The sequence below is a fragment of the Streptomyces sp. MS19 genome, assembly GCF_047200595.1.
Classification (GTDB): Bacteria; Actinomycetota; Actinomycetes; order Streptomycetales; family Streptomycetaceae; genus Streptomyces.
On sequence record NZ_JBJZOH010000011.1, the window covers coordinates 91,735 to 117,249 of the forward strand.

General features: G+C 75.2%; 20 protein-coding genes and 2 tRNA genes. 13 read left to right on the top strand and 9 right to left on the bottom strand.

The genetic code is table 11. The annotated features are described in order from the left end of the window. Positions 1-4: 4 nt before the first annotated feature. From fbaA to ACL02R_RS14075, 5 genes are all read left to right on the top strand, one after another. Positions 5-1,027 carry a class II fructose-bisphosphate aldolase gene (fbaA, locus tag ACL02R_RS14055; protein WP_412797219.1) on the top strand — a complete coding sequence of 341 codons (1,023 nt, stop codon included), beginning with the start codon at positions 5-7 and terminating at the stop codon, positions 1,025-1,027. Positions 1,028-1,091: 64 nt separating this feature from the next. Beyond that, a complete protein-coding gene (locus tag ACL02R_RS14060; protein ID WP_362957481.1) occupies positions 1,092-1,505 on the top strand; it encodes a DUF3151 domain-containing protein in 414 nt (137 codons plus the stop codon). Positions 1,506-1,601: 96 nt separating this feature from the next. Continuing rightward, positions 1,602-2,453: a tryptophan 2,3-dioxygenase gene (locus ACL02R_RS14065; RefSeq protein WP_412797220.1), complete on the top strand. Its 852-nt coding sequence runs from the start codon at positions 1,602-1,604 to the stop codon at positions 2,451-2,453. A gap of 14 nt (positions 2,454-2,467) precedes the next feature. Next, positions 2,468-3,718, top strand: a complete 1,251-nt coding sequence (kynU, locus tag ACL02R_RS14070) for a kynureninase (protein ID WP_412797221.1) — start codon at positions 2,468-2,470, stop codon at positions 3,716-3,718. Between the two features lie 11 nt (positions 3,719-3,729). Beyond that, positions 3,730-4,494 carry an alpha/beta hydrolase family protein gene (locus ACL02R_RS14075; protein ID WP_412797222.1) on the top strand — a complete coding sequence of 255 codons (765 nt, stop codon included), beginning with the start codon at positions 3,730-3,732 and terminating at the stop codon, positions 4,492-4,494. Here ACL02R_RS14075 and ACL02R_RS14080 read toward each other — a convergent pair. The 4 genes from ACL02R_RS14080 to ACL02R_RS14095 all read right to left on the bottom strand — a co-directional run bounded on the left by ACL02R_RS14080 (position 4,404) and on the right by ACL02R_RS14095 (position 10,320). Beyond that, positions 4,404-6,314: a class F sortase gene (locus ACL02R_RS14080; protein WP_412797223.1), complete on the bottom strand. Its 1,911-nt coding sequence runs from the start codon at positions 6,312-6,314 to the stop codon at positions 4,404-4,406. The genes ACL02R_RS14075 and ACL02R_RS14080 overlap by 91 nt on opposite strands. Before the next feature lie 686 nt (positions 6,315-7,000). Continuing rightward, on the bottom strand, positions 7,001-7,561 hold the full coding sequence (locus tag ACL02R_RS14085) for an LPXTG cell wall anchor domain-containing protein (RefSeq protein ID WP_412797224.1): 561 nt from the start codon (positions 7,559-7,561) through the stop codon (positions 7,001-7,003). Positions 7,562-7,732: 171 nt separating this feature from the next. After that, positions 7,733-9,403 (bottom strand): ABC transporter permease, encoded by a 1,671-nt coding sequence (locus ACL02R_RS14090; protein ID WP_412797225.1) that lies wholly within the window; start codon positions 9,401-9,403, stop codon positions 7,733-7,735. Further along, positions 9,400-10,320, bottom strand: a complete 921-nt coding sequence (locus ACL02R_RS14095; RefSeq protein ID WP_412797226.1) for an ATP-binding cassette domain-containing protein — start codon at positions 10,318-10,320, stop codon at positions 9,400-9,402. Before ACL02R_RS14095 ends, ACL02R_RS14090 begins: the two co-directional genes overlap by 4 nt. 91 nt (positions 10,321-10,411) lie before the next feature. On the opposite strand from ACL02R_RS14095, the gene ACL02R_RS14100 reads away from it, so the two are divergent. Next, positions 10,412-10,936 carry a GbsR/MarR family transcriptional regulator gene (locus ACL02R_RS14100; protein WP_412797296.1) on the top strand — a complete coding sequence of 175 codons (525 nt, stop codon included), beginning with the start codon at positions 10,412-10,414 and terminating at the stop codon, positions 10,934-10,936. 51 nt (positions 10,937-10,987) lie between these two features. On the opposite strand, the gene ACL02R_RS14105 is transcribed toward ACL02R_RS14100, so the two are convergent. After that, the gene (locus ACL02R_RS14105) at positions 10,988-11,755 is read right to left on the bottom strand and encodes a diacylglycerol kinase family protein (RefSeq protein WP_412797227.1); all 768 of its coding nucleotides are present in this window, start codon (positions 11,753-11,755) and stop codon (positions 10,988-10,990) included. Positions 11,756-11,887: 132 nt separating this feature from the next. Here ACL02R_RS14105 and ACL02R_RS14110 point away from each other — a divergent pair, with 132 nt between their 5' ends. Beyond that, positions 11,888-13,174, top strand: a complete 1,287-nt coding sequence (locus ACL02R_RS14110) for an adenylosuccinate synthase (protein WP_412797228.1) — start codon at positions 11,888-11,890, stop codon at positions 13,172-13,174. An 89-nt stretch (positions 13,175-13,263) separates the two neighbouring features. Here the strand turns inward: ACL02R_RS14110 and ACL02R_RS14115 are convergent, their stop codons facing one another. Together ACL02R_RS14115 and ACL02R_RS14120 are read right to left on the bottom strand one after the other, a co-directional pair. After that, a complete protein-coding gene (locus ACL02R_RS14115; protein WP_412797229.1) occupies positions 13,264-15,480 on the bottom strand; it encodes a serine/threonine-protein kinase in 2,217 nt (738 codons plus the stop codon). A gap of 181 nt (positions 15,481-15,661) precedes the next feature. Further along, positions 15,662-17,608, bottom strand: a complete 1,947-nt coding sequence (locus ACL02R_RS14120) for a protein kinase domain-containing protein (protein ID WP_412797230.1) — start codon at positions 17,606-17,608, stop codon at positions 15,662-15,664. A gap of 226 nt (positions 17,609-17,834) precedes the next feature. Between ACL02R_RS14120 and ACL02R_RS14125 the strand changes: the two genes are divergently transcribed. From ACL02R_RS14125 to ACL02R_RS14150, 6 genes are all read left to right on the top strand, one after another. After that, entirely contained in the window at positions 17,835-18,503 is a 669-nt protein-coding gene (locus tag ACL02R_RS14125) for a GntR family transcriptional regulator (RefSeq protein WP_412797231.1), read from the top strand. Positions 18,504-18,585: 82 nt separating this feature from the next. After that, a complete protein-coding gene (locus ACL02R_RS14130) occupies positions 18,586-19,236 on the top strand; it encodes a hypothetical protein (protein WP_412797232.1) in 651 nt (216 codons plus the stop codon). A 208-nt stretch (positions 19,237-19,444) separates the two neighbouring features. Continuing rightward, complete coding sequence (gene purD, locus ACL02R_RS14135; RefSeq protein ID WP_412797233.1) at positions 19,445-20,695, top strand: phosphoribosylamine--glycine ligase; 1,251 nt, start codon at positions 19,445-19,447, stop codon at positions 20,693-20,695. Between the two features lie 253 nt (positions 20,696-20,948). Beyond that, positions 20,949-22,517 (top strand): hypothetical protein, encoded by a 1,569-nt coding sequence (locus tag ACL02R_RS14140; RefSeq protein WP_412797234.1) that lies wholly within the window; start codon positions 20,949-20,951, stop codon positions 22,515-22,517. A 194-nt stretch (positions 22,518-22,711) separates the two neighbouring features. Next, the gene (locus tag ACL02R_RS14145; protein ID WP_412797235.1) at positions 22,712-24,151 is read left to right on the top strand and encodes a N,N-dimethylformamidase beta subunit family domain-containing protein; all 1,440 of its coding nucleotides are present in this window, start codon (positions 22,712-22,714) and stop codon (positions 24,149-24,151) included. 103 nt (positions 24,152-24,254) lie between these two features. Beyond that, entirely contained in the window at positions 24,255-25,166 is a 912-nt protein-coding gene (locus tag ACL02R_RS14150; protein WP_412797236.1) for a phosphoribosylaminoimidazolesuccinocarboxamide synthase, read from the top strand. A gap of 114 nt (positions 25,167-25,280) precedes the next feature. Here the strand turns inward: ACL02R_RS14150 and ACL02R_RS14155 are convergent. Together ACL02R_RS14155 and ACL02R_RS14160 are read right to left on the bottom strand one after the other, a co-directional pair. After that, positions 25,281-25,353: transfer RNA gene (locus ACL02R_RS14155), tRNA-Gly, on the bottom strand. 42 nt (positions 25,354-25,395) lie between these two features. Then, positions 25,396-25,470 (bottom strand) — tRNA-Gly (locus ACL02R_RS14160). Between the last annotated feature and the right edge of the window lie 45 nt (positions 25,471-25,515).

Consider the following 25,515-nt stretch of genomic DNA (forward strand, 5'->3'; position numbering starts at 1 on the left):
ACAGATGCCCATCGCGACCCCCGAGGTCTACAACGAGATGCTCGACCGGGCGAAGGCAGGCCAGTTCGCCTACCCGGCCATCAACGTCACCTCGACGCAGACCCTGCACGCCGCCCTGCGCGGCTTCGCCGAGGCGGAGAGCGACGGCATCGTCCAGATCTCCACCGGCGGCGCCGAGTTCCTCGGCGGCCAGTACAGCAAGGACATGGTCTCCGGGGCGTCGGCGCTCGCCGAGTTCGCGCACATCGTGGCCGAGAAGTACCCCGTCAACGTCGCGCTGCACACCGACCACTGCCCCAAGGACAAGCTGGACGGCTATGTCCGGCCGCTGCTCGCCCTCTCCAAGGAGCGGGTGGACCGCGGGGAGAACCCGCTGTTCCAGTCCCACATGTGGGACGGCTCGGCGGAGACCCTCCAGCACAACCTGGAGATCGCCGAGGAGCTGCTCGCCCTCGCCGCCGCCGCCCGCATCGTCCTTGAGGTCGAGATTACCCCGACCGGCGGCGAGGAGGACGGCGTCACCCACGAGATCAACGACAAGCTCTACACCACCGTCGACGACGCCGTCCGCACCGCCGAGGCCCTGGGCCTGGGCGAGAGGGGCCGCTACCTGCTGGCCGCGTCCTTCGGCAACGTCCACGGCGTCTACAAGCCGGGCAACGTCGTCCTCCGCCCCGACCTGCTGAAGGACCTCCAGGAGGGCGTGGCCGAGCGCTTCGGCAAGCAGTCCCCGTTCGACTTCGTCTTCCACGGCGGCTCCGGCTCCTCCGAGGAGGAGATCGCCACCGCCCTGGGGAACGGCGTGGTCAAGATGAACCTGGACACCGACACCCAGTACGCGTTCACCCGCCCGATCGTGGACCACGCCTTCCGTAACTACGACGGCGTCCTCAAGGTGGACGGCGAGGTCGGCAACAAGAAGGCCTACGACCCGCGCAGCTGGGGCAAGCTGGCCGAGGCGGGCATGGCCGAGCGCGTCACCCAGGCGTGCGCCCACCTCCGCTCCACCGGCACCCGCCTGAAGTAGGCACGCCCGCCGCGGGTCCGGGACGCCGCCGCCGCGGTCCGGGACGTGGGGCAGACTGGACGGCATGGCCATTCACGAGAACCTGCTCGGGGGCCCGCCCCCGACCCATCTGCCCGACGACCCGGAGCCGCGGGGCCTGCTCGCCGCCGGCACGGCCCCGGCCGAGGTGGCCGCCGCCCACCCGGCGTCCTCCCTGGCCTGGGCGCAGCTGGCCGACGACGCGTTCGCGGACGGCCGCACCGTCGAGTCGTACGCCTACGCGCGGACCGGCTACCACCGCGGCCTGGACGCGCTCCGGCGCAGCGGCTGGCGCGGCACCGGCCCCATCCCGTGGGAGCACGAGCCGAACCGCGGCTTCCTGCGCGCCCTGCACGCCCTCGCCCGCGCCGCGCAGGCGATCGGCGAGGAGGAGGAGTTCAAGCGCTGCGCGCAGTTCCTCCGCGACAGCTCGCCCACCGCGGCCGACACGCTGTCCTGACGCACACCACGGCCGTTCGAGGCGCCCCGCCCCCCGTCGGGCGGGGCGCCTTGTCGCGTGCGGGACCGTACGCTGGCGGGGGAGGAGGCAACAACGATGTCGCACCCCGACGCACACCCCGATGCCCCGCGCCCGGACACCACCGGGCCCACGCTCGACTTCGGAGCGGACGCCACGCCCTACGAGGACTACGTCCACGCCGAGACCCTGACCCACCTCCAGCAGACGCTCACCGACGACCCGGGCGAGCCCGCGTTCCTCATCACCACACAGGTGATGGAGCTGTGGTTCACGCTGCTCGTCCACGAGTGGCGCACCGCCTGTGCCGCGCTGCGCGCCGGTGACATGCCCACCGCGCTCGCGGCACTCGACCGGTCCGCGCACGAGCTGCGGGCGCTCAACGCGTCCTGGGAGCCCCTGGCACGCCTCACGCCCCGCCAGTTCAACGCCTTCCGCCCCGCGCTCGGCGACGGCTCCGGCTTCCAGTCCGCGATGTACCGGCGCGTGGAGTTCCTGCTCGGCGAGAAGTCCGCGTCCCTGCTCGTGCCGCACCGGGGCAGCCCCCGCGTGCACGCCGAGCTGACCGAGGCGCTGCACGAGCCGAGCCTCTACGACGAGGCGCTCGCCGTCCTCGCCCGCCACGGCCTCGCCATCCCGCCCGAGGTGCTGGAACGCGACCGCACCGCGCGGTACGAGCCGCACCCCGCCGTCGAGGCCGCCTGGCAGCGCGTCTACGCCGAGGAGACCCCGCCGCTGCTGCCGCTCGGCGAGGCGCTCACCGAGGTGGCGGAACTGGTCTGGCGCTGGCGCAACGACCACCTGGCCGCCACCCGCCGCGCGATGGGCGGCAAGCAGGGCACCGGCGGCTCGGCCGGGGTCGCCTGGCTGGAGAAACGGGCGCGCCAGCCGGTCTTCCCCGAACTGTGGACGGCGCGTGGCCTCGTCTGATCCCATCGGTTCCCATGGCTGAACCGACAGCTCCCGAACCGACTGCGCCCGACCCGACAGCGCCCGACCCGACACCCGACGCGCGGGCCGCCGCGCTCGACGCCGCCGATCCGCTGCGCGACCGGCGCGCCGCGTTCGTCCTGGACGACGACACCGTCTACCTCGACGGCAACTCGCTCGGCGCCCTGCCCCGCGCCGTCCCCGGGCGCCTCGCCGAGGTCGTCACGCACGAGTGGGGGCGGCTGCGCATCCGCTCCTGGACGGAGTCCGGCTGGTGGACCGCGCCCGAACGGGTCGGCGACCGCATCGCGCCGCTCGTCGGCAGCGGCCCGGGGCAGGTCGTCGTCGGCGACTCGACCAGCGTCAACCTGTTCAAGGCCCTGGTCGCGGCCGTGCGCACGGTGCCCGACGACCGGGACGAGATCCTCGTGGACGCCGCGTCCTTCCCCACGGACGGCTACCTCGCCCGGTCCGCCGCCCGCCTCACCGGCCGCGCCCTCCGCCCCGTCCCCGCCGGGGGGATCGCGGCGGCGGCCGGCCCGCGTACGGCGGTGGCGCTGGTCAACCACGTCGACTACCGCACCGGCGAGCTGCACGACCTGCCCGGCATCACCGCCGCCGTCCACGCGGCGGGCGCCCCCGTCGTCTGGGACCTGTGCCACAGCGCGGGCGCCGTCCCCGTCGGGCTCGACGCGCACCGCGTGGACTACGCCGTGGGCTGCACCTACAAGTACCTCAACGGCGGCCCCGGCGCCCCCGCGTTCCTCGCCGTGCGCCCCGACCGCCTCGCCGCGTTCGACTCACCGCTGCCCGGCTGGAACTCGCACGCCGACCCGTTCGCCATGGCCGCCGACCACACCCCGGCGGACGGCGCGGCGCGCGGCCGCGTCGGCACGCCCGACATCCTGTCGCTGCTCGCGCTCGACGCCGCCCTCGACGTCTGGGACGGCGTGGACATCGCCGCCGTCCGCGCCAAGAGCCTCGCCCTCACCGACTTCTTCCTCGACCGCGTCGCCGCCGAACTGCCGCCCGGCACCGCCCCGTCCGTCACCCCCGCAGACCACGCGCGGCGCGGCAGCCAGATCGCCCTGCGCCACCCGGACGCGGCGGCCGTGACGCAACGCCTGATCGCGGCCGGCGTCGTCGGCGACTTCAGGCCGCCTGACCTGCTGCGCTTCGGCTTCACGCCGCTGTACACCTCGTTCGCCGACGTCCTGCGCGCCGTCCGCGTCCTGCGGCGCGTCACCCTGGGCGCGGAGGGGTGACGGCCGGGGGCGTGCCGCAGGACGACCTGGAGCTGGCCGAGCTGCTGACCCCGCCGCCCGGCGGCACCGGCGCGCCCGACCGCACGCTGCGCTACGGGCCGCACCCCTCACAGGTCGTGGACCTGTACGGCGGCCCCGGCGCGCCCGGCGTCGTCCTGCTGCACGGCGGCTTCTGGCGGGAGGCGTACGACCGGACGCACCTCGTCCCGTTCGCCCGCGCGCTGGCCGGGCGGGGCACCGGGGTGGCGCTCGTGGAGTACCGCCGCGTGGGCGGGGGCGGCGGCTGGCCCGCGACGCCCGACGACGTGACGGCCGCCCTCGACGCGCTCGCCGCGCTCCCCGGCGCCCGCCCCGCCGTCCTCGCCGGGCACTCGGCGGGCGGCCACCTCGCCCTGTGGGCCGCCGCCCGGGACACCGGGCGGGTGGCGCGGACCGTGGCCGTCGCACCCGTCGCCGACCTGGCCCGCGCGCACGAACTGCGGCTCAGCCGGGGCGCGGTCGCGGAACTGCTCGGCGACCGCACGGCCGCACTCCTGCCCCTCGCCGACCCGATGGCCCTGCCACGGCCGCCCGCGCCCGTCCTGCTGGTCCACGGCACGGCGGACGGACAGGTGCCGCCGCACCTGTCCGAGTCGTACGCGCTGCGCCACGACGCCCGACTCGTACGGCTGCCGGACGTCGGGCACTACGCGCCGTTCACCCCCGGCACACCGGCCTGCTCCTGGCTGCTGTCGGAGGTCATGGGCGGCGGGAGCGTGCCGGTCAGCCGGGCGTAGGCGACGATGTTCGAGTCGTAGCCGCCGTCCTGCGTCCACCGGCCGCCGCAGGTGATCAGGCGCAGCTGCGGCGTGCCGACCGCGCCGTACACGCGCTCGTCGGGGAAGTCGCTCTTCGGGTACTGCTCGACCGAGTCCACGGTGAACACGGCGGTCTGGCCGTCCTCGCGTTCGATCTCGATGTTCTCGCCCGGCCTGAGCTGCCCGAGCCCGGCGAACGCGGCGGGGCCCGTGTAGGTGTCCAGGTGGCCGACGACGATGGCCGCGCCCTGCTCGCCGGGCGAGACACCGCCCGAGTACCAGGCGGCGCGCATCGCGTCCTCCTCGGCGGGCGACGGCGGGCCGCCGTCCGTGCCGAGCGCCGCGCCGAAGACCTCCACGTCCGTGCCGAGCTGCGGGATGTGGATGCGCTCCGGCACCGACCTGGCCAGCGGCGGGGCGACGAAGGCGGACGGCTGCCCGACCGCCCCGAGGTCGGCCGTCGAGCCCGCGTCGGGCGCGGCGCCCGGCGCGTCCACCGCGCCCGGCCTGGACACGCCGTCCGCGATGTCGCTGGACGAACGCGCCTCCCGCACGCCCGCGTCGTCCGGGCCGGTCGCGAGCAGCCCGGCCACCACGGTCGCGGTGACCGTCGCGACGGCGGCGAGTGTCTCCCAGCGGCGGGTGCGCAGGGCGAGGCGCTGGTGGCGCGTGGCGCGTCTGCCGCTGCGCTTCGCCTTGCGGGCACGGCGTGCCTTGGCCGCCGCCTTGGCGCGGGCGCGGACGGCGGGGCCGTGGCGGCGTGCCAGGCGTACGGCGCGGACGGCGACCGCGATCCAGCCGAGGCGGCCCGCCAGGCGGGGCGCGACGCGGAAGGCGACGCGGCGGCCGAGGCGGCTGCCGATGCCGGGGAGGCCGAGGAGGAGGATCTGGAGGGCGATGAACAGGGGCGCGGGGACGCGCCGCCTGCGCGCCGCCCCGGCCTGCGCGGGGACGGGCGCCTCGGCGGTCCGGGGCTTGGCAGGCTGCGTGTTCTCGGTCTGGGCGGGGGCCTGGGGCGTGGCGGGCGTGGGCTTCGCGGGGGTGGCCTGGGCCTCCGGCCCGGCCTTGCGGTGACGGCCGGCACCGGGCGCCGGGGCGTGCCGTCCCGCCGGGGCCGGTGCGGCGGGGCCGCCCGCCTTGCGGTGGCGTCCCGGCCGTTCGGCCGCGCCGGTGGGCTTCTTGCCCGGCCCGGCCGCGTGCCGGGGCCCGCGCTTCGCCGGGGCCGCCGCCTCGGGGACGGCCGCGCGCCGCAGGCCGAACCGGCTCCTGCCGCGCGGCTTCGGGGACGTGCCGGGCGGCGGCGCGAGGACGGGCACGGCGCCGTCGCTCCGCGACCCGGGCTTCTCCCCCGCCGAGGCGGGAACGGTGGGCGCCGCCTGGGGAGCAGCGGACGGCGCCAGCGGAACGGGCGCCGCCTCGCCGCCCTTGCGGCGCCTGAGCCACCGGCGCTTCCCGCCGTCGTCGGCCTTCTCGGCCTTCTCGGCCTTCGCCGCGTCCGCCGCGCGCCCGGCCGGTGGCGTGACGGCCCGCTTCCCGCCGCGCTCCGACGGCGCGGTGCCAGGCGTCTTCGCACGGTCGCTCGTTCCTGCCGCACGCCCGGGGGGAGGCGCGGCGGAAGCGCTGCCGCGCGGCTTGTCCGCACCGGCTTCTCGCGTGCCGGAGCCCTGGGGGTCTTCGGCGTGCTGCGCCCGACCGGTGTCGGCGTCTGCCGCCGGGCCCGTGGCGTCGCTGGACCCGCGCGCGGAGCGGGGCGTCCTCGCCGCGCCGCTCGGGGGCGTGTCCGCACCGGTCTCGTGCACGTCGGAGTTCCGGCAGCCTTCGGCGTTCCGTGCCGGTGCCGCGTCGGCGTCCGCCGCACCTCCCGCAGGAGGCGTGTCGGGCCCGCCGCCTCGCGGTTCGTCCGCACCGGCGCGCTTCGGGCGTCGGGGCCGGGAGGTCTTCTCCACGTCCGGGCCCTGTCCGTCTCCGGCGCGCCGTGCCGGTGCCGCGTCGGCGTCCGCCGCACCTCCCGCAGGAGGCGTGTCGGGCGCGCCGCCTCGCGGCTTGTCCGCACCCGCCGCACCGTCCGCACGGGATGCCGGGCCGGGGCGCGTCCTGCGTGCGGCGTGTGGTGTCTTCGCCGTGTCCGGCGCCCCGGTGCGCTGCGTGCGCCGGGGCTGGGAGGCCTTCCGCGCGTCGTCGGGGCCCTGCCCGCCGTCGGCGCTCCGCGCCCGTGCCGCGTCGGCGGCGGGCGTCGCCGTCCGCCGTCCCGGCAGGGGTGTCGGCGCCGGGGGCGGTGTCAGGCGCCGGGCGCGGCGCGGGCGCTTCCCCGCGTCCGGGAGGAGCTGCCCCCCGGTGAGGGGCTCGGGGTCTCTGCGCGGCCCGAATGACAGGCGGGACCGGCGCCCCGGGGTGTCCCCGGGGGCACCGTTCCGCATGTTCCGCGGCACCCGCAGCGCTCGCGGCCTCCGCAAGAGCCGCAGGAACTCAGGCACGTCGCTGCTCCTCAGTAGTGGTTTCCGGTGGAGCGGCGGCGGCGCGCCAGGAAGACGTAGCCCGCCGAGCCCGCGATGGCGACCGCGCCACCGACCGCGAGCGCCGTGGCCTGCGTGCCGCCCGAGGTGCCGGAGCCCTGGTTCGACCCGCCGAAGCCGGCGGCGGCGCCACCGCTGGGCGTGGCCGAGGTGAAGGTGAAGTTGGTCGTCAGCGTCGTGCCGTCGTTGCAGCGCACGGTGACGGGGTAGCTGCGGCCGGTCTGGAGGCCGCTGGACTTGATGCGGCCCGTGCCCGTCCACTGGTTGCCGCTGGTCTGCCGCAGGGTGATCTTCTGCTGGAACGCGTCGGAGGTGGCCGAGCCGCTCGGCTGGCAGGTGACCCGCACGGTGACCGAGGTGTTCGGGCCGCCCGAGCTGGGCGAGATCGAGATCGGGGACGTGTTCCAGGACGGCTTGTCGTCGTCGTGGGCGAGGGCGGGGGCCGCCGGTCCCAGCGCGAGCAGGGCGGTGGCGGTGGCGGCGGCGAGCCTGCGCGCGCCACGGGAACGCGGGTTCCTGATGGACGTCTTCATGGACGCTGTTCCTCCGGGTCGTCTGCCGCACGCGAGAAGGCGTGACGGCCTGTGACCTATGCGAACAGCGTGTGACCGGGAGCGCATCCGGAGTGCGTCCCTGCGGGTGCCGGACCGCCCTCCTGGAGCATCGGACGGTCCGGCGCGCGGGCGCGGCGCCCGCCCCCGGCGTCACTTCATGTCCACGTCCCTGCGCCGCAGTCCGGCCAGTCCCGCGGCGATCAGGCACGCGGCGACGGCGGTCAGCAGCGTCAGCGGCAGCCAGCGCCACTCGGCGGCCGGCACCTGCGGCACATGGCCGATCGGCGACAGGTCGCCCAGCACGTCGGGCAGGCTCAGCAGCTCGCCCAGGTAGACGGCGAAGAACGCGTACGCCGGTACGGCCCAGGCCGCCGCCGACGCCTTCGGCAGCCAGCCGTACAGCACCAGCGCCGCACCCGCCGTCACCCACAGCGCGGGCGCGTACGCGAGCGAGGCCAGCGTCAGTTCGCCGAACAGCGACCAGTCGTCCGCCGACGCCGCCCCCGACAGCCCGAAACCGGCGCCCGCGAGCAGCATCACGAGCGTGCCGCCCGTCAGCGCGACCGCCAGGTGCGACCCGGCCCACCGCGCGCGGGACAGCCCGGTGGCGAGAACGGGTTCCGCCCGCCCCGCGCCCTCCTCGCCGCGCAGCCGCAGCACGGCCTGCACGACGTACAGCGACGCCACGATCGCGAGGACGCTCATCACGACGGACGCGAACGCCTCCAGCAGGCCGGAGCCGCCGAGCCGCAGCACCGACTCGCGCAGCCGCTCGTTCTCCGCCAGCAGGTCGTCCGCGTCGCCGAGCACCGAGCCGTACATCAGGCTGAACAGCAGCGCGCCCGCGGCGAATCCGGCGAGCACGCCCCGCTGGAGCCGCAGCGCGAAGCCGACGGGCCGCAGCAGCCCGGCGGACGCCTCGGGCCGCCCCGGGCGCGGCGGGCGCAGGCCCGCGCCGACGTCGCGGCGGGTGCTCAGCGCGTACGCCCCCGCCGCCGCCGCGACGGCGAGCGCCACGGCGGGCAGCAGCGGCCACCACCGGTCGTCCACGTACACGTACGTCCGCTGCGCCCAGCCGATCGGGGACAGCCAGGAGAACGCGTCCGCCCCCACGTCGCCCACCGCCCGCAGGGCGAACGCCAGGCCGAGCGCGCCGAGCCCGAGCCCGCTCGCGCCGCGCGCGAACGGGCTGATCTGCGCCCCCACGGCGGCCAGCCCCGCGAAGACCACCCCGGACGCCGCGCAGGCCGCGCCGTACAGCAGCGAGCCGCCCGCCGTGACGCCCTCGGCGTCCGCCCCGGCCATCCCCGCCGCGAGCAGCGCGCCCACGGCGAGCGACGCGCCGACCGCGACCGTCAGCGCCGCCGTCAGGTGGGCGTGACGGCCGACGGCGGCGGCGCGCAGCAGTTCCGCGCGGCCCGTCTCCTCCTCGGCACGGGTGTGCCGGACGACGGTCAGCACGCTCAGCACGCCCACGGCGAGCGCGAGGTAGCCGAGCATCTGCTGGCCCATCATGGGGCCGTACGTGTAGTCCCCGGCCAGGTAGCGCTCGGGCCCGGTCATGGCGAGTCCGGCCGCGCCGCCCATGGTCTCGGCGAGCCCGGCGCGGGCCCCGGCGTCCGCGTACTCGGTGGTCAGGCTGGACAGCGTGAGGCTGTTCACGGCCCACAGCGCGGCGATCCACACGGGCAGCCGCACGCGGTCGCGGCGCAGCGCGAAGCGCAGGAGGACGCCGGTGCCCGCGAGTGCGCCGCCCGCGCGCCGTGGCGGGGCGGCGACGGTGGGCCGTGGCGCGGTGGCGGGGGTGGTGGCGGCGGTCATCGGGCGGCCTCCGCCGGTTCGCGCAGGTCGTCGCCGTAGTGCCGCAGCATCAGTTCCTCCAGCGTCGGCGGGTGGCTGACGAGGCTGCGGATGCCGAGGGCGGACAGCGCCCGGACGACGCCGTCGAGGTGGGCCCCGTCCACGGTGAGGCGCACGCGGCCGTGTCCGGCCCGTACGTCGTGCACGCCGGGGAGGTCCCCGAGCCCGTCGGCCGGGCGCTCGGTCTCGGCCTCGACGGTGGTGCGGGTGAGGTGGCGGAGGTCCTGGAGCGTGCCGGACTGCACGGTGCGGCCGAGGCGGACGATGCTGACCCGGTCGCACAGCTTCTCGACCTGGGCCAGGATGTGGCTGGACAGCAGGACCGTCCTGCCCGCCGCCTTCGCCTCGGTGATGACGTCCTGGAAGACGACCTCCATCAGCGGGTCGAGCCCGGCGGTCGGCTCGTCGAGCAGGAGCAGTTCGGCGTCGGAGGCCAGGGCGGCGACGATGGCGACCTTCTGCCGGTTGCCCTTGGAGTAGGTGCGGCCCTTCTTGCCGGGGTCGAGGCCGAAGCGCTCGACCAGTGCGTCGCGCCTGGCCCGGTCGAGGCCGCCGCGCAGCCGCCCGAGGAGGTCGATGGCCTCGCCGCCGGTGAGGTTCGGCCACAGTTCGACGTCGCCCGGCACGTAGGCCAGCCGCCGGTGCAGCGTGACGGCGTCGTGCCACGGGTCGCCGCCCAGCAGGGAGACGGAGCCCGCGTCGGCGCGCAGCAGGCCGAGGAGGACGCGGATGGTGGTGGACTTCCCGGCGCCGTTGGGGCCGAGGAAGCCGTGGACCTCGCCGGTGCGGACGGTGAGGTCGAGCCCGTCGAGGGCGCGGGTGCGGCCGAAGGTCTTCACCAGGCCGGAGACGGCGATGGCGGGGGGTGCCTCTGTCATGCGACAAGCCTAGGCTTCGTTCACAGATTTCTGAAGTTAAGAAAATGACAAGTGTGCCGGACGCTCCGGAGGGTGGCAGGATGAACGGGTGATCGATCCTCACCCGACGCCGTCAGGCGACGCCGGGCCGCATCCCGGCGAGGACGCGTACCCGGCGGCCGTCGCCGCGTTCGTGGAGCGCTTCGCGGCGGATCTCACCGAGGCCGGGATGCCCCGCATGCCCTCCCGCGTCTTCGCCTGCCTGCTCGTCTCGCGGGACGGCGCGCTCAGCTCGGCCGACCTGGCGCAGCGGCTGCGTATCTCCCCGGCCGCCGTCTCGGGCGCGATCCGCTACCTCGCGCAGGTCCGCATGGTCAGCCGCGAGCGCGAGCCGGGGTCGCGCCGCGAGCGCTACCGGCTGCTTCCCGACGTCTGGTACGAGGCCATCGCCAGCCGGGACACCGATCTGCTGCGCTGGGTCGGCACCCTCAAGGAGGGCGCGCGCACGGCGGGCGAGGACGGCCCGGCGGGGCAGCGGCTGACGGAGACGGCGGAGTTCCTCCAGTTCCTCATGGACGAGCTGCGCGGCGTCCTGGAGCGCTGGCGCGTACGCCAGGCGGAGCGCGGCGGGGCGTGACGGGGCGTAACGGAGTGTGATGGAGTGTGACGCCCGGACGGGCGGCGTGCGTCAGCCCGACAGCGCCCCCTCGGCCGCCGGTGCCGGGACCGTGAGCCGCAGCGCCTTCGGCCGGACGGTCCAGGTCCGCGCCTCGGTCGGCCCCAGGTCCACCGCCCCCGCGCGGTAGCTGAACGCGGCCCCCGACACCGTCACCGACCGCACCCGCACCCGTACGTCCGCCGCCTGACCGCGGCACGGCCGGACCACCACCTCCGCCAGGCCGTCCGCCGGACGCACCGACACCCCCGCGACCGGCCGGTCCAGGTCCGCGAGCACCCGCCCGTCCGCCTCCACCCGCAGCCGGTGCCGCCCGGGGCGCGTGCCGCGCTGCCACAGCCGGGGCCGCCGCGCCGGGATGCCCAGCGGGCCCGGTACCACGCCGCCGGCGTCGTCGAGCAGCAGGTCCACGCGCCGTTCACCCCCGCGCAGCACCGCGCGCGACGCCGCCACCGGATCGGTCGGCACCCCCAGCGTCCGCGCCACCGCGAGCAGCGGCACGGGCCCCACCGGCACCATCGCCAGCGGCCCGCCCGCCACCGCCGGGCCCGCGCCGTCACCGTCCCGCAGCAGCAGCGCGAGCGCCGCCAGCAGCGTACGGTCGTCCCCCACGATCACCACCCGGTGACTGCCCCGCCTGGCCAGCACCCGCTTCATGGCCTGCGGCTGGTCGAGCACGCAGACCTTCACCACGCTCGCCCCCGCGCACAGCACATCCCTGGCGATCCGCACCGATTCCCCGTCCGTCCGCCGGGCTGTCGGGTCGATGACGATGAGCACCTGACTGTTCGCCTCCCGGCTGCGTCTCCCGTAAGCTCTCTTTGCAAGAGCCCCTGCCGCGATTGCGTCAGGGGTTTCGTCGATCCGGGGCAGCCCTTGCGTAGATGCCCCGCTCGGAAGGGGTGTACGCCTGTGCCCGCACTTGTGCTGCTCGGTGCCCAGTGGGGTGACGAAGGCAAAGGCAAGGCGACCGATCTGCTCGGCGGGTCGGTGGACTACGTGGTGCGTTACCAGGGCGGCAACAACGCGGGCCACACCGTCGTCGTCGGCGACCAGAAGTACGCGCTCCACCTGCTGCCGTCCGGCATCCTCTCGCCGGGCTGCACCCCCGTGATCGGCAACGGCGTGGTGATCGACCCGAGCGTCCTGCTGTCCGAGCTGGCCGGGCTGAACGAGCGCGGCGTGGACACCTCACGCCTGCTGATCAGCGCCAACGCGCACCTGATCACCCCGTACCACCAGACGCTCGACAAGGTCTCCGAGCGCTTCCTCGGCAAGCGGAAGATCGGCACGACGGGGCGCGGTATCGGCCCGGCGTACGCGGACAAGATCAACCGGCAGGGCATCCGCGTCCAGGACTTGTTCGACGAATCGATTCTGCGCCAGAAGGTCGAGGCCGCGCTCGACCAGAAGAACCAGCTGCTCGCCAAGCTCTACAACCGCCGCGCCATCGCCGCCGAGCAGGTCGTCGAGGAACTGCTGGGCTACGCCGGGCAGCTCAAGGGCTATGTCCGCGACACCGCGCTCGTCCTCAACGACGCCATCGACGAGGGCAAGGTCGTCCTCTTCGAGGGCGGCCAGGGCACGCTGCTCGACGTGGACCACGGCACGTACCCGTTCGTCACCTCCTCCAACCCGACGGCCGGCGGTGCCTGCACGGGCACCGGCGTCGGGCCGACGAAGATCACGCGCGTCATCGGCATCCTCAAGGCGTACACGACGCGCGTCGGCGCCGGGCCGTTCCCGACCGAGCTGTTCGACGAGGACGGCGAGCGGCTGCGCAGGATCGGCCACGAGTACGGCGTGACGACCGGCCGCGACCGGCGCTGCGGCTGGTTCGACGCCGTCATCGCCCGCTACGCGACGCGGGTCAACGGCCTCACCGACTTCTTCCTCACCAAGCTCGACACCCTCACCGGCTGGGAGCGCGTCCCCGTCTGCGTGGCGTACGAGATCGACGGCCGCCGCGTCGAGGAACTCCCGGCCAGCCAGACCGACTTCCACCACGCGAAGCCGGTCTACGAGTACCTGCCCGGCTGGAGCGAGGACATCTCCAAGGCCCGCAGCTTCGACGAACTCCCGGCCACCGCCCGGAGTTACGTCCGCACCCTGGAGGAGCTGTCCGGCGCGCCGGTCTCCGCGATCGGCGTCGGCCCGGGGCGCGAGGAGACGATCCAGATCAACTCGTTCCTGTCCTGACCCGGACGGAAACGCCGGACGGGCCGGGCCCTTGAGGTGCGTACACCTCCAGGACCCGGCCCTTGCCCGTCGTGCGCCGTGCGCCGTGCTCAGCTGAGGTTCAGCGTGAACGAGTTGGACGGGTTGCCGAACTCGGTCAGCTCGATCGCCGGGGCGTCGTCGAGCGAGCCGGCGGCCGCCGACCAGTCCACCTCGTAGGGCGGCAGCGGCTCGCACGACGCGTCGGCGGAGACGCCGGGACCGACGACGAGGTGGGTCCCGCTGATGCCGCCGGAGACCATCGGGGCGTCCCACTCACAGGTGCCGTCGCTCCAGGTGATGGCGGTCTCACCCGAGGCCACGCGGTTGCCGAGCGTCGCGGAGATGTCGGAGTTGGCGTAGGTGTTGGTGTAGACGGCCACCGGCATGCCGTCGGAGCCGATGCCCATGTCGGCCATCTCCAGCGTCGCCGACCAGTTGTACTCGGTGCCGTTCGACCCGGTCCACTCCAGCGAACCGCCCGACGCCGTGATGGTCTGCTCGTCGTAGGGGCGGCAGGAGATGTCGTCGGGGTAGGTGGCCGTGGTCTCCTCGGCCTCCAGCGTGATCTCGTAGTCCGAGGCCGAGACGAGCGTCGCGGTCTCGACGCACAGCAGGCCGGGCTGCTGGTCGCCGTTCTCGTCCTCGAAGGCCGCCTGGAGGGTGTACGCGGTGGCGACGGTCTCGCCCGTGTCGCCCTCGGACAGTTCGACGCGGACCAGCAGGCCGTTGGACGTCGAGCCCTCCCAGGCGCCGGTCATGGCGTACGGCACCGAGCCGTCCGTGTTCGGCGGCGCCGGGTCGTCGGTGGGGTCGTCCGTCGGCTCGTCGGTCGGGTCCTCGGTCACCGTCGGGTCGGCGGTCGGCCTGGTCGTCGGGTCGTCGTCGGGGTCGTCGTCGCCGCCGCCGGCGAGGACGACGCCGCCCACGATGATGGCCACGGCGACCACGGCCGCGATGGCGGCGATCAGGACGTTGCGGTTCTTGTTGCCGTTCCCCGCGCCGGGGCCGCCGGGGCCGCCCGGGTAGGCGGTGGCGCCGTACGGGTTCGTCGGGTTGGGCCCCTGCGGGTAGCCGTACGCCTGCGGTTGCTGCTGCTGCGGGTAGCCGTAACCGGCGGGCGGCGGTGTCCCGTACCCGGCCGGGGGCGGGGTGCCGTACCCGGGCGGCGGGACCGCCGAGGTCTGGGTCGCCATCGCGTCCATCTGCCCGGCCGCCGGCGGCGGGGGCGTCGCGTCCGGCGGCGGTGTCGCCGCGGCGGCCGGCGGGGTGAACGGCGGCGGCGGGGTGGACTGCTGGAGCGGCGCCGACTGCGGCAGCGGCGTCACCGGCGGCGCGTCGGGCATCGCGGGCGGCGGCGAGGACTGCGGGAGCGGCGGCGTCTGGAGCGGGTCCTCGGAGTCGAGCAGCTCGACCGCGTGCCGTCCGAGCCGCGCCACGAGGGCGCCGGGCAGCCAGGGTTCGTCCTCGTCCCCGGGTATGTCCGTGAACTGAAGCAGCTGGTCGAGCGAGGGCCGCTCCGCCGGGTCCTGCGCGAGGCAGCTCTCGATCAGCGGGCGCACGGCGTCCGGCACGCCGTCCAGGCTCTGCTGGCCCTGCACGATGCGGAGCATCAGCGCGGTCATGGCGCTGTTGACGTCGCCGAACGGGGTGTTGCCCGTCGCCGCGAAGGTCAGCACCGAGCCGAGGCAGAAGACGTCGCTCGCCGCCGTCAGCGTCTCGCCGCGGCACTGCTCGGGCGACATGAAACCGGGCGAACCGACCGCCGAGCCCGTACGGGTCAGCCCCTCGCCGTTCGACTCCAGGGCGCGGGCGATGCCGAAGTCGATGACGCGCGGGCCGTCGATCGTGATCATCACGTTGGACGGCTTGAGGTCCCGGTGGATGAGGCCCGCGGCGTGGATGTCGCGCAGCGCCCGCACCAGGCCGTTGGCCAGGATGAAGAGGGTGCGCTCCGGCAGGGGGCCGTACGTGGTGCTGACCACCTCGTGGAGCGACGGGCCCGCGACGTAACCGGTGGCGACCCACGGCGTCTCCGCCTCGGTGTCGCAGCCGAGGACGGGCGCGGTCCACTCACCCCCGACGCGGCGCGCGGCCTCGACCTCGTGCTGGAAGCGCTGGCGGAACTCCGGCTGCGCCGCCAGCTCCGGCTGGACGAGTTTCACGGCCACGGTGCGTCCGCGGTCCGAGCGCGCGAGGTAGACGCTGCCCATCCCGCCGGCACCCAATTTCCCCAGGAGCCGGTACTGGCCCACGCGTTGAGGATCTGTCGGCCCGAGCGGTTTCATGCTGTGTTACTCCTCTTCGCTCCGGTAAGGCCTCATGAGAATACGGGGGCCCCTCCACACAAGGGAGGACAACGGCACAACCGCCGCCGGTTCCCGATCCGATCGTGTGTTTGGGTCCGGTGTCAACTCGTGACATTCGCCCCCGCGGGGAACGGGCGTGCCGCCACTCCGCGTGTCGTGCTCATGTCGCCGAGTAGAGGTTGGGGTCCTCGTCCGGTTCGTTGATCCAGCGGATCGCGAGCTTCCCGTCCTGGGTCAGCCACATGCGGAAGGCGGTGCTGATGAAGCAGTCGTCACTGTTGTCGTCGCCCGTGAGCACGTCGGGGCTCATCAGGGCCACGCCGCCGTCGACCGAGACGAGCGAGTTCTCCCAGGTGCAGCGCTGGACGGCGGTCTCCTGGGTGTACGTCATCAGCACCTCGCCGATGTCGCCCTCCTCGATGGTGATCTCGCCGGTGCCGTCCCCGTCCTCGTCGGTGAACGCCCCGCCGTACGAGCCGACCAGCGCGTCCGGCATGGCGCCTGGCGTCGCTTCCGTGGTCGGGGTGAGCGTCGCGCGCCGGCTGCCCGCCGTCCACTCCAGCCCGCCGTCGTCGGTGAGGCGCAGCGTCTGCGCGCGCTCGCCGCCGGAGCAGCCGGGGGCGTCCTCCGGCACGCTCGACTCGACGGCCGTGGTGAACTCGACGGGGTCGCTCTCCGGCGTCATCACCAGGTCGTAGGTGCACAGGGTCTCCGGCGTGAGGACGCTGGCGGTGCCGGAGAGGTCGTCGCCGTCCTCGGTGATGTCGAAGCGCAGCAGCGTCGGGTCGGTGTCGGGGTTCTCCTCCTCGCCGTGCCAGGCGCCGACGTAGTCGTCCAGCCCGTCGCCGCCTCCGCCCCCGCCGCCCCCGCGGCTCAGCAGGGCGCCCACGGTCACCAGTGCCACGACGGCCGCCGCGGCGCCGGTCAGCACGGCGATCCGCTTCCCCCTGCGGCGCGGCGCGGTCGGCGGCACGGCGTACGGGGCGCTGCCGGTCGGGCCGAACGCGCCCGTCGCCGGTCCGAACGCGCCGCCCGTGCCGACGGGCCCGGTGTAGGGGCCGGAGGGCGAGGGGATCGACGGCGAGGACAGCGACGAGGCGGGCGGCGGGGCGCCCGTGGTGTACGCGCCCGACGGCGCCGCCGGGGTGACCGGCGCGGCCGGGGTGACGGGCCCGCCGAAGCCGACCGCACGCCGTCCCGGTACGCTCGCCGGCGCCTCCGAGTCCAGCAACTCCACTGCCTGACGGCCGAGTTGGGCTATCAGCGGCGCGGGGAGCCAGGGATCGCGCGACGGCTCGACCGCGGTCATGCCCGCCAGCTCGTCCAGCGTCGGCCGCTCCGCCGGGTCCTTGGCCAGGCAGCGCGCGACGACGTCGAGCAGCGCGTCGGGCAGGTCGGTGAGCCGGGGCTCCTCCTCCGCTATGCGGAACATCAGGATGTGCACGCCCGACTGCGGGTCGCCGAACGGCGTGCCGCCGGTCGCCGCGTACGCGACCAGCGCGCCGAGGCAGAAGATGTCGCTCGCGGGGGTCAGCCGCCGGCCCCGCACCTGCTCGGGGGACATGAACGCGGGCGAGCCGACCGTCACGCCCGTCCTCGTCAGCCCGGCGGACGCGACGTCGAGGGCGCGCGCGATGCCGAAGTCGATGACGCGCGGCCCGTCGATGGTCATCAGGACGTTGGACGGCTTGAGGTCGCGGTGGACGAGGCCCGCGCCGTGGATGTCGCGCAGCGCGTGGACCAGCCCGTTGGCCAGCAGGAGCGTGCTGCGCACCGGCAGCGGCCCGAAGTCGCGGGTGACGACATCGTGCAGGGAGGGCCCCGCGATGTACCCGGTGGCGACCCAGGGCATCTCCGCCTCGGTGTCCGCGTCGAGGACCGGCGCCGTCCACCGGCCGCCCACCCGGCGCGCCGCGCTGATCTCGCGCTCGAACCTGGCCCGGAAGTCCGGCTCCTGCACCAGTGACGGGACGATCGTCTTCACCGCCACGGTACGGCCGCGCTCGGAACGGGCCAGGTAGACCTGCCCCATACCGCCGGCGCCCAGCCGGGCGAGGAGTCGGTACGGTCCTATGCTGCGCGGGTCACGCGGCGTGAGCCGGTCCATCTGGTGCTGTCCCCCGGTTGCTGAGTGCGCGCTTACCCTCCCGAGGATAGGTGTGGGTGCCGACACCGCTCCTGCCGGTGCCTCGGGAACCCGGGAGTGCGCGGGAGCACGGGAGGGGGCGCACGGGCGGGCGCCGTTCGCCCCCGACTCCGCCGGAGCCGCGCCGATATCGGCGCGATTGACTGTATACGGTCAATTAGTTACCTGCCCTGTACCCTGGGCTGCCGTGATTCGACGGAGCACCTTGCGGGAGCAACTCGCCGACGCCCTGCGGGAAGAGATCCTGGCCGGACGGCTCGGTCCCGAGGGCGAGTTCACCGTCCGCGAGATAGCCGAGCACTACGGCGTCTCCGCGACGCCCGTCCGCGAGGCGCTGGTCGACCTGTCCGCGCAGGGCCTGCTCGACGTGGAGCGGCACCGCGGCTTCCGCATACGCCGGTTCACGCTCGACGACTTCCGGCACATGGTCGGGGCGCTCGCCATCGTCACCGACGGCCTCCTCGCCACCGACGGCGTGCTCGACCCCGACCGCGCGCACCACGACGCGTTCACCTCCGTACGCCGCCGCGCCGCCGCCGCCCGGCAGGCCGCCACGGCGGGCGACCTGGACGTCCTCATCGGCTACGACCTCCGCTACTGGCGCGAACTCGACGCGCTCACCGGCAATCCGCACATCGGCGAGTTCCTCGACCGGCTGCGGGTGCGCTGCTGGGCGTTCACCGTCTTCTTCCTGCGCCGCAGGCCCGAGCTGACCGCGCACCTGTGGGCCGGACACCTCGAACTCGCCGACGCCGTCGAGCGCGGCGACCGCGCCGCCACCGAACGCCTCCTCGCCGCCCACCGCGCGCACATCCTCGCGCTGGCCACCCGTCTCGCCGCGCACCCGGGGCCCTGAGCGCGGTGCCAGGCTCTACGCTGGCGGTAACCGCGCGCACCCGTTCGTGCCCGCGTCTCCGCGACCGAGAGCGAGCCGTTACATGGCCTGTGACCTGTGGCTGGTGCCCCTCGTCGACGTGCTGTGCCACAGCCCCGACAACCCCTTCGCCGAGGAACTCGCCGAGTACGACCGGGCCCTGACCGAGGCGGGCGCCCCGCCGGTCCCGGTGTACGGCTACGTCCCCGGCATGTCGGGAACGGTCGCGCCCGTCGCGGGCTTCGACTACGCCGCGCTCCACCTCCTGCGCCGCGCCTACCTCCTGCACCTCAGCGGCCTGCCCGTCACCCCGGTGAAGGAACTCGACGGCGACTACCAGCAGTTGCTGGAGATGTTCGAGAGCGCGGCCCAGCAGTCGCACCTCGTCTGGCACTTCGACCACGCGGGCGCCTACGTCCCCGTCGACTTCCCGCACCCGCTGGTGAACGAGTCGCTGCTGTCGGGCGGCGGCCCGCTCGGATCGAGCCACGGCCTGCTGCGCGAACTGGAGACGGTCGCCCCGCTGCTCGACATCGACCCCCTCAACCCCCCGCCCGCCCCCGCGCCGCCCGCGGGACCCACCACACTGGACGAGCCCGCCGCGGGACCGACGGCCGCCGACGGCCCGTACGCGCGGGAGCGCCACGTCTGGCTCGGCCTGCACGCGGCGGCGACGCGCAGCCTGGCCCAGGGCTCGATGATCGTCTTCAGCTGACCGTCCCCCACCGCGACCACCACTGCGCCGGATGGCCTGACTTCGCCTCCCCCGGACGGCCGCACGGCCCCCGCCGCCCGCCACCCCGCCGACCCCTTCAGGCCACCGCGGGCACGCCACACGCACACCGCCGGGGCCGTCAGCGCGCCGACTCCCCGGGCTTCACCCGAAAGACTGGCGTCGGCCGCGCCGCCGTTAGGCTGCCCCTGTGAACATCCTCGTCATCGGCGGCGGCGCCCGCGAGCACGCCCTCTGCCACGCCCTCTCCGCCGACCCGGCCGTCGGCGAACTCCACTGCGCCCCCGGCAACGCGGGGATCGCCGCCGTCGCGTCCACCCACCCGGTGGACGCCCTCGACGGCAACGCCGTCGCCGCCCTCGCCCGCCGCCTCGACGCCGGACTCGTCGTCGTCGGCCCCGAGGCCCCGCTGGTCGCGGGCGTCGCGGACGCGGTGCGCGCCGCGGGCATCCCGGTCTTCGGGCCGTCCGCCCAGGCCGCGTACCTGGAGGGCAGCAAGGCGTTCGCCAAGGAGGTCATGGCCGCAGCCGGCGTCCCGACCGCCCGCAGTTACGTGTGCGCCACCGCCGCCGAGTCCGACGCCGCACTCACCGCCTTCGGCCCGCCCTACGTGGTGAAGGACGACGGCCTCGCGGCGGGCAAGGGCGTCGTGGTGACGGGCGACATCGCCGTGGCCCGCGCGCACGCCAGGGGCTGCGACCGCGTCGTGGTCGAGGAGTACCTGGACGGTCCCGAGGTCTCGCTGTTCGCCGTCACGGACGGGGAGACCGTCGTCCCCCTCCAGCCCGCGCAGGACTTCAAGCGCGCCCACGACGGCGACGAGGGCCCCAACACCGGCGGCATGGGCGCCTACTCGCCGCTGCCCTGGGCCGACCCGAAGCTCGTCCAGGAGGTCATGGACACGGTCCTCCAGCCCACCGTGGACGAGATGCGCCGCCGCGGCACCCCGTTCTCCGGGCTGCTCTACGCGGGCCTGGCGCTGACCTCGCGGGGCGTGCGGGTCGTGGAGTTCAACGCGCGCTTCGGCGACCCCGAGACGCAGGTCGTCCTCGCCCGGCTGCGCACCCCCCTGGCGGGTGTCCTGCTCGCCGCCGCCACCGGCACGCTCGCCGACCTCCCGCCGCTGCGCTGGAGCGACGGCGCCGCCGTGACGGTCGTGGTCGCCGCCGAGGGCTACCCCGACGCGCCGCGCGCCGGTGACCCGATCGAGGGACTCGACGCCGTCGCCGCCGAGGACGCGCCCCACGCGTACGTCCTGCACGCCGGCACCCGCCTGGACGACACCGGCCGGGTGGTCAGCGCGGGCGGCCGCGTCCTGTCCGTCACCGCCACCGGCGCCGACCTCGCGCAGGCCAGGGACCGTGCCTACCGCGCGGTCGGCCGCGTAAGCCTGGCGGGCTCGCACCACCGCACGGACATCGCCGCGCGCGCCGCCGGCTGACCCCGCCGGGCCCCGGAGCCCTGTCAACCGCACACCTGGCCTTCCCCAAAGCCCCACCATCGAGTGACGTTCCGCTGACCGGCTGACGTGTTCACTGTGCCCAACTAGGGTGCGGCGCAGCGTTATTCACCTTTTCCCCGGCCGCCGGCCACCGCGCGCCGCGGCGATTGGATCACCGCGCGTTGCGATGTCGGTGGCCGGTGCGACAGTGGGACACAGGTTCGGGGCGGGTCGGGAAGGCGGAGGGCAGGGCATGGTGGAGCGTCGGACGCGTACGCCGCGGGCGGGCCGCTCCGCGCGGGAGCACGCGCTGGCCGTGCTCCGCGTGCGGAACGGCGCCCTCGCCGTCGCCCTCATCCCCGCCGCCGTCGCCGTCGTCCTCTTCACCACGGGCACCGGCGCGCCCGCCGTCCGCGCCGTCGTCGTCGCCCTGGCCGCCGCGACGGCCGCGCTCGGCGCGCTGACCGGCGCCCTCATCGCCCGCGCCCGCCCCGCCGTCACCCCCACCGTGGACGTGCCGGAACGCGCCGCCCCCGCCCTCCACCGGCTGATACGCGAGCTGGCCGCCCGGCTCGATGTCCCGGTCCCCGGCGGCATCGCCCTCACCCCGGACTGCGACAGCTGGCTGGAGGAGCCCCCGCGCGGCGGCCCCCCGTCGGCGCCCGTCCTGGTCATCGGCTCGCCGTTCCTGTGGTGGCTGCGCGTCGCCGAGCTGCACGCGCTGCTCGCCCCCGTCGTCGCCGGGACGGGCCCGGCCGCGCACCCCGACATCGCCGCCGCACGCCGCTGCGTCCGCGCCTGGGACGCCGCCGCGGCCCACACCGCCCCCGCCCTGCGGCACCCGGCGCGCGCCTACGCGGCCTCCGTCGCCCGCGGCCTGCTGCGCCTGTCCGGCACCCACCCGGCCGAGATGGAACGCGGCGTCGCCCAGGCCGCCGCCGCCCGCGCGCAGGACGTGGACCAGGCCCTCAGGCAGACCGCCCAGGAGCAGGTGGGCCTCGCCTACGCGGGCTGGGACCGGCTGCTCACCCGCGTCGCGCTGCCCGCCTGGCGCATCGGCCGCTGGCCGCGGCGGCTGGACGCCGGGGTCGTCGCCGCCCTCACCGAGCTGTCACGCCGCGACCGCCTCGCCGACGGCTGGGCCGCCCGCCTCGACGACCGCCCCGCCTGCGACCTGCTGGAGGAGCCGGGCGCGATGGACGAGGCCGTGTCGCTGCTGGCCGCCCGCCTCTTCCACGGCATACCCGGCCCGGCGCCCGCCCCCGCCCGCGCCGCGTCCGGCGGCTGGACCCCCGTGGACTGGGCCGGCTACCCCGACGAGGTCGTGGACCGCATCTGGCGCGACCGCGCCGCCCGCCTCTTCCTCGCCCTCGACGCCACCGAGACCCCCACCCTCTCCTGCGCGCTCCAGCGCCTCGCCGACGCCGCCGCCCTCGACGGCGCCGACGCGCTCGCCGCCCGGCTCAGCGCCGACACCGCCCGCGCCGAGGCCGCCCACACCGGCCCGCACCCCCCGCCGGACACCGCCGCGCCCGCCGCCCCCCTGCCCTGGCAACCGCCCCGCGCCGACCGCGAACTGCTCGCCGAGCACGTCACGGCCGCCGTCTGCTGCGCCGCCGCCGACACCACGGGCGCCACCCCGGGACTCGACTGGCTCGACGGCCCCGTCCTGCTCACCACGGGCCAGGGCCAGGGGAGCCGCCGCGGCCCCGATCTCACGGACCCCGTGCTGCGCCTCCTGGAGGACGGCGACCCCGGCCCCCTGCGCGCCTGGCTGGCCACCACGGGCGTACGCCCCGACAAGCCCGTCCGCCTCGTCTGACCCCGGACACACGGCACATGCGCCCGCTTTTCTGGCCGATTTCCGTCTCGGGAGGGCTCGACACACTTCACGCTGGGCGCCACTATCAGGCAACCGACTCCGGTCAACCACGCGAACGAACGGTGACCGGGCGCTTGCCGGATGTGATGTGCTGAGCCACGGCACGGACCACGCGGAGGTGCAGGGAGGGGAGCTTGAGAGAAGCCACGGAACGCATCCGGCGGTGGGAGTCGGGCGCGTTCGGACACGCGGTCTCCGATCCGTACGGCCAGGGGCCGCTGCCCTGGCTCAGGGGGAACGGGCACTACCGCCCCAGCGCGCACGCCGTCCCCGGGCAGCCCGCGGGACCCGACACGGCGGACGACGTGAACTGCCAGATCAAGGGCTTCGTCTCGGACGGCGCGGTCGCGCCCGGCGAACCCCTCGACTTCCGCGTGACGGTCAACCCGCCGCAGGAGTTCACCATCGACGTCTACCGCATCGGCCACTTCGACGGCGCCGGTGCCCGCCTCCTCCTGCGCAGCCCCAAGCTGATGGGCATCCGCCAGCCACCCCCGATGGTCGCGGGCCGCGCCGTGTCCTGCCACCACTGGTGGCTGTCGTGGCGCACGCAGGTACCGGCCGACTGGCAGCCGGGCGCGTATGTTGCCGTACTCACGACGGCGGACGGCCGTTTCCGGTCCCATGTGCCGTTCACCGTCAGGGACGACCGCCCCGCCGACCTCCTGCTGCTGCTCCCCGACGTGACCTGGCAGGCGTACAACCTCTTCCCCGAGGACGGCCGCCACGGCGCCAGCCTCTACCACGCCTGGGACGCGGGCGGCAGGCTGCTGGGGGAGTCCGAGGCGGCCACCGCCGTCTGCTTCGACCGCCCCTACGCCGGGGCCGGGCTCCCGCTGCACGCCGGGCACGCCTACGACGTCATCCGCTGGGCCGAACGCGAGGGATACGACCTCGCGTACGCCACCGCCCGCGACCTGCACGCGGGCCGTGTGGACCCCGCGCGCTACCGCGGCATGGTCTTCCCCGGCCACGACGAGTACTGGTCCGTACCGATGCGCCGCGCCGCCGAACGCGCCCGCGACGAGGGCACCTCCCTCGTCTTCCTGTCGGCCAACACCATGTACTGGCAGGTCACCCTCGGCCCGCTCCCCGCCGGGGACCCGGACCGGCTGCTCACCTGCCGCAAACGCCAGGGCCCCGGCCGCGCCGTCCTGTGGCGCGACCAGGGCGCGCCCGAGCAGACCCTGATGGGCATCCAGTACACCGGCCGCGTCCCCCGTCCCCAGCCGCTGATCGCGCGCAACACCGGCCACTGGCTGTGGCAGGGCACCGGCGTCACCGAGGCCGGGGAACTCCCGGGGCTCGTCGCGGGCGAGGCCGACCGCTACTACCCCCGCACGCCCCTGCCCGAGCACGACGAACGGGTCCTCCTGGCCCACTCGCCCTACCAGGACGACTCCGGCGTCCGCCGCCACCAGGAGACGTCCCTCTACCGCGCGCCCAGCGGCGCCTGGGTGTTCGCCTCCGGCACCTTCGCCTGGTCCCCCGCGCTGGGGCGCCCCGGGCACACCGACGCCCGTATCCAGCGCGCGACCGCCAACCTCCTCGACCGGGTCTGCAAACGGGACTGACCGCGCCGTGGCGGCCCGTCCCCCTCCCGCGGGTGGCGGGGCCGCCCCGCGACCTGCGGGAGAATGAGGGCCAGCCCCAACCGCCGAGCCGCCAGGAGGCACCGTGCCTGGATTCGTCGAGCAGCCGGAACCCGTGCGGGTCCCGGGACTTGTGCACCTGCACACCGGGAAGGTCCGCGACCTGTACCGCGACGAGGCCGGCCGTCTCGTCATGGTCGCCAGCGACCGCGTCTCCACGTACGACTGGGTGCTGCCCACGGAGATCCCGGACAAGGGCCGCATCCTGACGCGCCTGTCGCTGTGGTGGTTCGACCAGCTCTCCGACCTCGTCGAGAGCCATGTCGTCTCCACGGAGCTGCCGCCCGGCGCCCCCGCCGACTGGGAGGGCCGCACCACCGTCTGCCACAACCTCGACATGATCCCCGTCGAGGCCGTCGCCCGCGGCTACCTCACCGGCTCGGGCCTCGCGGAGTACGCGCGCGACCGCACCGTCTGCGGCCTCGCCCTCCCGCCGGGGCTCACCGACGGCTCGGAACTGCCCGCGCCGATCTTCACCCCGGCCACCAAGGCGGCCGTCGGCGACCACGACGAGAACGTGTCGTACGAGGAGGTCGCCCGCCGGGTCGGCGCCGAGACGGCGGTCCGGCTGCGCCAGGCGACGCTGGCCGTCTACGGCCGCGCGCGCGACATCGCCCGCGACCGGGGCATCATCCTGGCGGACACGAAGTTCGAGTTCGGCCGCCCGCCGGGCGCCGGGGACGACGCGCCGCTCGTCCTGGCCGACGAGGTGCTGACGCCCGACTCGTCGCGCTTCTGGCGCAAGGACGAGTGGCAGCCGGGCCGCGCGCAGCGGTCGTACGACAAGCAGTTCCTCCGCGACTGGCTGCGGAACGAGTCGGGCTGGGACCCGTCCGGCAGCACCCCGCCGCCCGTGCTGCCCCCCGAGGTGGTCGAGGCGACGCGCGCCACGTACGCCGAGGCGTTCCGCCTGCTGACCGGCATGCCCTGGGACTGACGGAACGGGAACGGGCCGGGGCCGCGCGCCCCGGCCCCTCGGCCTTTCCCGGGCGAAGACCACACGGAAACGACAAAGGGACCGTCTCCCGGAGGAGACGGTCCCTTCGAACCGAGCGGACGACGAGATTCGAACTCGCGACCCTCACCTTGGCAAGGTGATGCTCTACCAACTGAGCCACGTCCGCAGTGCCACCACTGTACCCGATCCCTCAGATCGGTCCAGCGGCTGGAGCGGGTGACAGGAATTGCACACTGCGCCTCCCCCTTGGAAAGGGGGTGTTCTACTACTGAACTACACCCGCGCGACCCGGGGTTCGGACCTTCCGGTCCTTGCCCTTCGGCGTGTT